Source organism: Vibrio ordalii ATCC 33509 (genome assembly GCA_000257205.1).
GTDB lineage: Bacteria > Pseudomonadota > Gammaproteobacteria > Enterobacterales > Vibrionaceae > Vibrio > Vibrio ordalii.
Window position 1 is genome coordinate 95,513 of the sequence record AEZC01000085.1, and the last position, 8,621, is coordinate 104,133.

An 8,621-nucleotide genomic window follows, 5' to 3' on the forward strand; every position below is an offset into this window, starting at 1 on the left:
CACACCGACCTTTTTAATGGTAACGCAATCGCGATTATAGCGCGACTATGGTCGCTTTCTGTTCTTCCAGTTTAACCAAGGTATCTTGATAGCCATTCAGCTTTTGACGCTCGATAGCGACAACGGCTTCGGGTGCTTTAGCGACGAACCCTTGGTTATTGAGTTTGCCTTCAATGCGTTTGATTTCACCTTGAGTTTTAGCAATCTCTTTTGCTAAGCGCTCTAGCTCTGCATCTTTATCAATCAAACCAGCCATTGGGATCATCAGTTCAGATTGACCAACCAGCGCCGTTGCACAAGCGGGAGTCTCTTCACCCTCTTCAAGAACGCGTAGAGCCTCCAGTTTAGCCAGTGACAACAGTACCGCTTTGTTCGCTTCTAAACGTGCCACTTCTTGCTTGTTGGCGGCTTTTAGCATCACGTTAAGAGGTTTGCCTGGGTTGATATCGTACTCGGCACGTAGGTTGCGAATGCTAGTAATAAAGGCTTTCACCCATTCGATATCATCCAGCGCCGCTTGGTTGAAGTTCGCTTCATCGTACTGAGGCAGCGCTTGCAGCATGATGGTATCCCCTTCAACGCCGTCCACTAATGGCTTAATGCTTTGCCAAATAGTTTCAGTGATATACGGGATCACTGGGTGCGCGAGGCGTAATGTTTTCTCTAATACCGTAATTAATGTACGGCGTGTTGCACGTTGCTGCGCTTCACTGCCTTTCCATAATACGGGCTTAGTCAGCTCTAAGTACCAGTCGCAGAATTGGTTCCAGATGAATTCGTAAAGGGTATTTGCCGCCATATCTAAACGAAAGTTGTTGATATGGTTGTTGAACTCTTTAGCCGTCAATTCAAATTGAGACTCGATCCATTTATCGGCTAACGAATACTCAAGCTCGCTACCTGCGTTAAAGCCACAATCGAGATCTTCGGTATTCATCAACACGTAACGGCTCGCGTTCCAGAGTTTGTTACAGAAGTTACGGTAACCTTCTAGGCGTTTCATGTCCCAGTTGATATCACGACCGGTTGAAGCCATCGCTGCTAGCGTGAAACGCAGTGCGTCGGTTCCATAAGGTTCGATACCATTTTCAAAGGTTTTACGTGTATTTTTCTCGATCTTGGCTGCAAGCTGTGGCTGCATCATGTTGCCACAACGTTTTTCAACCAGAGATTCAAGATCAATACCATCGATCATGTCGATAGGATCAAGCACGTTGCCTTTAGATTTTGACATTTTGTCGCCGTTTTCATCACGGATAAGGCCTGTGACATAAACAGTTTTAAATGGCACTTGTGGTTTGCCATTCTCATCTTTACAGAAGTGCATGGTCATCATGATCATGCGTGCAACCCAGAAGAAGATGATGTCAAAACCAGTAACAAGAACGTCAGACGGGTGGAATGTTTTTAGTGCCTCAGTATTTTCTGGCCAGCCTTGTGTACCAAAAGTCCAAAGAGCAGAGGAGAACCAAGTGTCCAATACATCATCATCTTGGCGCAGTACCACCACTGGGGCTAGGTTGTTTTGTTCGCGCACTTCTTCTTCGCTACGGCCGACATAAACGTTGCCGTCGTTGTCATACCAAGCAGGAATACGATGACCCCACCAAAGTTGGCGTGAGATACACCAATCTTGCACGTCACGCATCCATGAGAAGTACATGTTTTCGTACTGCTTAGGCACAAATTGAATCTCGCCATCTTCAACGGCTTTGGTTGCGACTTCCGCTAGTGGCGCTGTGCGTACGTACCATTGGTCGGTCAGCATCGGTTCGATAACCACACCACCACGGTCACCGTAAGGAATGGTGAGGTCGTGATCTTTGATTTCTTCAAGCAGGCCGAGAGCTTCAAATTCAGCTACGATGGCTTTACGTGCCGCAAAGCGCTCCATGCCTTGATATTTAGCAGGTAGATCGCTGCTGTAAGCGTCACTTGGCTCACCATTGGTGTTGAACACTTCGGCGGCGTCATGAATATTGGCATCAAAGGTGAAAATGTTGATCATCGGCAGTTGATGGCGCTTACCGACTTCATAGTCATTGAAGTCGTGAGCAGGGGTGATCTTCACACAACCTGTGCCTTTTTCCATGTCTGCGTGCTCATCGCCCACGATAGAAATGCGACGATTGACGATTGGCAGCATGATCTCTTTGCCGATCAGAGCTTGGTAGCGTGGATCTTCAGGGTTAACCGCTACGCCTGTGTCACCCAGCATGGTTTCAGGACGAGTGGTCGCAACAACAATGTAGTCTTTACCGTCTGCTGTTTTTACGCCGTCAGCCAGTGGGTAACGGAAGTGCCACATGTGACCTTTGACGTCTTTGTTTTCTACTTCTAGATCAGAAATTGCAGTGTGCAGTTTTGGATCCCAGTTCACAAGACGTTTACCACGGTAGAGTAAATCTTCTTGGTAAAGGCGAACAAACACTTCTTGAACGGCATTGGATAGGCCCGCATCCATAGTGAATCGTTCACGATCCCAGTCTACCGATGCGCCAAGGCGGCGAAGCTGTTTAGTGATGGTGCCACCTGATTCGCCTTTCCATTCCCAAATTTTGTCGATGAAGGCATCACGACCGTAATCGTGTTTGGTTTTGCCTTCTTCTGCGGCAATTTTACGTTCAACCACCATTTGGGTAGCAATACCGGCGTGGTCTGTACCCACTTGCCATAAGGTATTTTTGCCTTTCATGCGTTCGCAGCGGATCAAAGTATCCATAATGGTGTCTTGGAATGCGTGACCCATATGAAGGCTACCAGTGACGTTCGGCGGTGGGATCATGATGCTGTACGCTTCTTTTGATGTATCACCGTGAGGCTTAAAGTAGCCGTTCTCTTCCCAAGTCTGATACAGAGCTTGTTCGATTGCTGTTGGGTTATATGTCTTTTCCATAGTGCTCTTAAATGGATACTGTGAATGGTTAATCTTAGTCAAACTTCATAAGTGAAGGATCTTGTTAAAGATCGCCTTAACTATAAGGTTTGACCTATGAATGTTGAATCTCGATTGTTTGCAATTGGTAGCCAGCTTGACGGTAGATTTTATACCTTTCGCGTGCTCGTTGCTTTGCTTTTTCTTCGCAGGGGACGAAGTCTACCACCTCAGCAAAGGCGTTCGCAAAGGTTGTATGATTATCCGCCACATTTATTACCAGTTGACGATTCCAATTGGGTTTGACGTTGGGGTAGCCAATCTCGATATGAGTAGAGTATTTCGGGCCTTCACCCACCAGATTGTGCGCGACAAACTGTTCTGCAGGCACTTGCCATAAATGTTCGGCAAACTGTTCAGCGTGAGTTTTATCATCACAATGCAGATAAATTTTTGCCCCTTGTTTGGCGAAATGATGAGCCAGAAATAGGACATATTGCTCAAAGCCTGCCTGCGTTGCTTGAGGGCTTTCTTCGTTCACAATGTAAAAGGTGGCTCGCTGCATGTTGTCACCTACTATCTAATCGCTCATCAACAAAAAAGGGCCTTGCGGCCCTTTTCACATTTTGAGGTTATTCCTCAGACTCTTGGCCGCTGCGGTTCAATAAGAACTGGACGAGCAATGAGACGGGACGACCTGTTGATCCTTTTGCTGCACCTGACTTCCATGCCGTGCCAGCAATATCCAAATGCGCCCAGTTATATTTCTTAGCAAATTTAGATAAGAAGCAGCCAGCGGTAATCGTACCACCAGGGCGACCACCGATGTTTGCCATATCAGCAAATGGGCTCTTTAGCTGCTCATGGTACTCGTCGGCCATTGGTAGACGCCATGCGCGATCGCTTGCTTGTTCTGAAGCATTAACCAATTCATGCGCCAATGGGTTGTGGTTTGAAACCACGCCACTGATGTGGTGACCTAATGCAATCACACAAGCGCCAGTTAGTGTCGCCACATCTACCACGCAATCGGGTTCAAAACGCTCAACGTAAGTGAGTGCATCACATAGAACTAAGCGACCTTCGGCATCGGTATTGAGTACTTCAACCGTTTGGCCAGACATAGTCGTGAGAATGTCACCAGGGCGATAGGCATTGCTGCCTGGCATGTTTTCACAGCCGGCTAAGATACCCACGACATTTAATGGCAATTTCAATTTAGCCAATGCTTTCATTGCGCCAAAGACTGACGCCGCACCGCACATGTCATACTTCATTTCATCCATGCCTTCGCCTGGTTTTAATGAAATACCGCCGGAATCAAACGTTAGGCCTTTACCCACCAACACAATGGGTTTTGCATCTGGATCTGGGTTGCCTTTGTACTCAATGACCGACATCATCGACTCATTTTTTGAGCCACGACCGACAGCGAGGTAAGAGGTCATGCCCAACTTTTCCATCTCTTCTTCACCAATGATTTTGGTGGTGACGCTCTCATAGTCGTCCGCTAAGCGACGCGCTTGAGATGCAAGATAAGCTGGGTTGGCAATGTTGGGTGGCATATTGCCAAGATCTTTCGACGCTTTCACACCGGATGCAATCGCAAGGCCGTGTGTAATCGCGCGCTCACCTAAGTTAAGCTCGCGGCGAGTCGGTACGTTAAAGACAAGTTTGCGCAGTGGGCGGCGAGTCTCTGGTTTTACGCTCTTGAATTGATCAAAGGTGTACAAGCCATCTTTCGTTGCTTCAACCGCTTGGCGTACTTTCCAATAAGTATCGCGGCCTTTAACGTGTAGTTCAGTCAGAAAACATACGGCTTCCATTGAACCCGTTTCGTTCAGTGTGCTGATGGTTTTTTGAATGATTTCTTTGTACTGACGTTCGCCTAATTCGCGCTCTTTACCACAACCTACCAGTAAAACGCGTTCAGACAGAACACCAGGGACTTGATGCAGCAGTAGCATCTGGCCGGGTTTACCCTCGAGATCACCACGGCGAAGTAGTGAACTAATATAGCCGTCGCTGATTTTATCAAGCTGCTCTGCTACTGGAGAAAGGCGGCGTGGTTCGAACACTCCAACAACGATACATGCGCTACGTTGTTTCTCTGGACTGCCACTTTTTACACTGAACTCCATGCGTACTCCTACATCCTGAAGACAAATAGAACTAAATGTTAGATAATGCGCTCTTAGTGGTTGAATCCGAGTTTGGATCTACTTTTAATTGAACGCCTAACAGTTAGTGAAAATTTTAAAAATAAAAGGTTCAACGGGAAATTATAGTGATTCAATCAAAAAAACAAGTTTTGTATAGGTAATTTCAGCGTGATTATTGTTAGATATTTGATCCGCGAGACACTCAAGAGCCAATTTGCGATCTTTTTCGTACTGTTTCTCGTGTTTCTCAGCCAACGATTTATTCGCGTTTTGGCTGAAGCTTCCGATGGTGACATTCCGGCACGAATGATCTTATCTATTGTGAGTTTAAATATGCCCGCAATGGGGTTATTAATGCTGCCTTTGAGTTTGTATATCGGCATCTTACTGACTTTTGGGCGTTTGTACGAAGAAAGCGAAATTACGGTGATGAATGCCACTGGTATCGGCAATAAATTTTTGATCCGTGCTGCACTCTATTTGGCTTTGATCACTTCAGGTGCTGCAGCATTTAACGCATTCTGGTTGGCGCCTTGGAGCCAAGACAAAGAAGCACAATTAATGGAGCAGCTCGCAGCAGAAAATAGTGTTGATTTGCTACAGAAAGGACAATTTCAACGCACACCGGATGGTTCCTCGGTAGTTTTCATCGAAAATATTGAAAACAAAAAACTGCATAATGTGTTTGTTGCACAGCTTGCGCCAAAGGATTCGATACTCCCGAGTGTGATGTTCTCTAATTCTGGCGATGTTAAAGAGCTCAGTGATGGCCGTCAGATGATCACCATGTATGACGGGATTCGCTATGAAGGCGTGCCAACACGCGTTGATTATATGATCACAAAATTTGACGAATACGAAGGTTTAATTGGCCAGCGTGAAGTTAAACCCAAAGGACGTGATTGGGAGGCGTTACCGACATCAAATCTGCTTTCCAACCCGGATCGAAGAGCGAAAGCTGAGTTGCAATGGCGAATTTCTCTGGTGATTTGTATTCCGTTACTCACCATGCTGGTGGTCCCTTTGTCGGCGGTTAACCCTCGGCAAGGACGCTTTGCGAAAATGGGACCAGCAATCTTAATTTATTTGGCCTATTTTATGGCCATCAGCGCAACCAAGTCCGCCATTGAAGATGGCTCACTTGCTACGGTGATCGGTATGTGGCCAATCAATGCTGCGTTACTTTTGGCGGCGATTTCAGTGAATATCATGGACAGTGTGCCAGTGCGGCGCTTCAAAGATAAACTAAGACAAAAGAAGGCAGCATAACGCGTGTTTAAGATTTTAGATTTATACGTCGGCCGTACTATTGTTGCGACAACCTCGCTAGTGTTGGTGACCTTTGTTGGTTTGTCCGGCATTATCAAATATGTTGAGCAATTGAGAAAAGTCGGGGAAGGAAGCTACGATTTACTGCAAGCTTTATTGTTTGTGGTGTTGAGTATTCCTCGTGATATCGAGATGTTTTTTCCTATGGCCGCCTTACTCGGTGCGTTGATTGGGTTAGGTATGTTGGCATCAAGTTCTGAGCTCGTTGTCATGCAAGCTGCGGGGTTTTCTAAGCTTAATATCGGTATGTCGGTATTAAAAACCGCAGTGCCATTAATGATCATTGTCACCTTGCTTGGCCAATGGGGAGCACCCCAAGCGCAGAAGATGGCGCGAGATCTGCGCGCTTTTTCTCTCTCTGGCGGTAGTATTGTTTCAGTGCGCAGCGGTGTGTGGGCGCGCGATGTGAATGATTTTATCTTTATTGGTAAAATTGATGACAACAAACTCTATGGCTTAAATATGTGGCGCTTTGATAACAATAAGAGTTTGCAAAACATCCTTTTTGCCGAAGAGGTGGATTACGATAAAGACAATCAATGGGTAATGAAAAATGTTCAAATCACCGACATGCGCGATGATGTATTGATAACAAAGCAAACATTACCTGAATATCGTTGGACGACCTCATTAGCTCCAGACAAACTGGCGGTAGTTACGGTCAAACCTGAAGAGTTGTCACTGAGTGGCTTGTACGATTATGTCAGCTATTTAAAAACGTCGGAGCAAGATGCTTCACGCTACGATCTGGCGTTGTGGCGTAAAATTACTCAACCTTTTTCTATTGCTGTGATGATGTTGATGGCATTGTCGTTTATTTTTGGGCCATTGCGTAGCGTTACTATGGGCGCAAGGATTTTGTCAGGCGTGATTGCAGGCTTTACATTTTATATTTCCAGTGAGTTTTTCGGCCCACTGAGTCTTGTTTATGGTATCCCACCAGTGTTTGGTGCCGTCGCACCTAGTTTGGTGTTTCTCAGCGTTGCCGTAATGTTGTTAAGACGAAAACTCTAAAAATGACAGGTAAGAACTATCAACAAAAAGGAAGGGCAAACCTTCCTTTTTGTTATTCCGGCTCAATTAACTTTAGGAAGTACCACTACTTTAGTTTTGGCCCAAATATCTTGGAACCCTCTTTTTTGCTGATCAAAGAGTACGGTGAGGTTTGCCAAGCCAAAGCCTGAGGTGAACAAACGTATTAAAGCTTGCGTGGCGCTGATTGAATGTCCATCTTGTTCGTTAATTATCAAAAGTCGCCAAGCACGCATCCCTAATGTCTGGCCTGCTCTTGTCCAGAAAAAGACGAAGAAGTAGACCCAGACAGCGGCAAGGTAAAATGTGTAAACATAGCTCAAAATGGGATGACGAGTGAGAAGGTCGCTGACATCTGCATACGAGCCATAGCTCATCACATTCAACGCAACGAGAGCTTCTAATATAGCAACGACAACACCAGCAGCCATCATCTCCAGAGCAATGATGATTAATGCATCGTAAATGAGCGCACCAAATCGGCGTAATAATCCGGCAGGCGGTAGAGAAATAGAGTTACTCATCATATCTAAACATCTTTTGTATTCGCGAAATTGCAGCAGCATATAGCCTCGAAGAGGATCTGAAAAGAGAAGAGACGCACAGCTTGAAGGTTTGTGGCGAAAATATCGGCAAACGATTTGTATTTCAATATTTTGTTATTGCGCCAATAACTTTCTTACGTATAATGCCAACCATCAAAGGGCAATGCCCAAGATGCCGGTGTGGTGAAATTGGTAGACACGACGGATTCAAAATCCGTTTCCTTCGGGAGTGGCGGTTCAAGTCCGCCCACCGGTACCATAATTTAAACAGCAAAGCCTCGACGAAAGTCGGGGCTTTGCTGTTTTTGTCCTCGAAATAATAGCCCACTATATTAGATAATTGGGACTCTTTTGATAGCCTTCACATACTTCTATACTGAACAGCGCACATTTCTCGCTTCTAGCCATACACATTTATATCAACACGACTAATATGTAGTTGATGAACTTTTGAGTGACTTCTTTTAAACTCATCTTCCGCATAAACTTCCAGATAAAATACGAGACTATCTTAATCAACGTTCTAGGAGCTCTTATTTCTTCGATAGTGAGGAGTGTAACCTCAATGTTATGGTGATAATAAGGAGATTTAAAGAGGGGGATCGACTGTTAATTAATCGACATTTAACATTTTGATGTCTTTTTGTTCGCTTGAGCTATTGGGAGGTGCTTTTTTCG

General features: G+C 45.4%; 6 protein-coding genes and 1 tRNA gene. 3 read left to right on the forward strand and 4 right to left on the reverse strand.

The features are described from left to right. Positions 1-34: 34 nt before the first annotated feature. The 3 genes from VOR_RS0106110 to pepA form a co-directional block, all read right to left on the reverse strand. A complete protein-coding gene (locus VOR_RS0106110) occupies positions 35-2,896 on the reverse strand; it encodes a valine--tRNA ligase (protein ID WP_010318840.1) in 2,862 nt (953 codons plus the stop codon). A 94-nt stretch (positions 2,897-2,990) separates the two neighbouring features. After that, positions 2,991-3,440: a DNA polymerase III subunit chi gene (locus VOR_RS0106115; protein ID WP_010318841.1), complete on the reverse strand. Its 450-nt coding sequence runs from the start codon at positions 3,438-3,440 to the stop codon at positions 2,991-2,993. 67 nt (positions 3,441-3,507) lie between these two features. Continuing rightward, positions 3,508-5,016 (reverse strand): leucyl aminopeptidase, encoded by a 1,509-nt coding sequence (gene pepA / locus VOR_RS0106120; RefSeq protein ID WP_010318842.1) that lies wholly within the window; start codon positions 5,014-5,016, stop codon positions 3,508-3,510. A 189-nt stretch (positions 5,017-5,205) separates the two neighbouring features. Between pepA and lptF the strand changes: the two genes are divergently transcribed. Both lptF and lptG read left to right on the forward strand, forming a co-directional pair. Further along, positions 5,206-6,306 (forward strand): LPS export ABC transporter permease LptF, encoded by a 1,101-nt coding sequence (gene lptF / locus VOR_RS0106125; protein ID WP_010318843.1) that lies wholly within the window; start codon positions 5,206-5,208, stop codon positions 6,304-6,306. 3 nt (positions 6,307-6,309) lie between these two features. Beyond that, entirely contained in the window at positions 6,310-7,380 is a 1,071-nt protein-coding gene (lptG, locus tag VOR_RS0106130; RefSeq protein ID WP_010318844.1) for an LPS export ABC transporter permease LptG, read from the forward strand. A gap of 62 nt (positions 7,381-7,442) precedes the next feature. On the opposite strand, the gene VOR_RS0106135 is transcribed toward lptG, so the two are convergent. Continuing rightward, on the reverse strand, positions 7,443-7,922 hold the full coding sequence (locus VOR_RS0106135) for an RDD family protein (protein WP_010318845.1): 480 nt from the start codon (positions 7,920-7,922) through the stop codon (positions 7,443-7,445). Between the two features lie 195 nt (positions 7,923-8,117). On the opposite strand from VOR_RS0106135, the gene VOR_RS0106140 reads away from it, so the two are divergent. After that, a tRNA-Leu gene (locus tag VOR_RS0106140) sits at positions 8,118-8,202 on the forward strand. Positions 8,203-8,621: the final 419 nt, after the last annotated feature.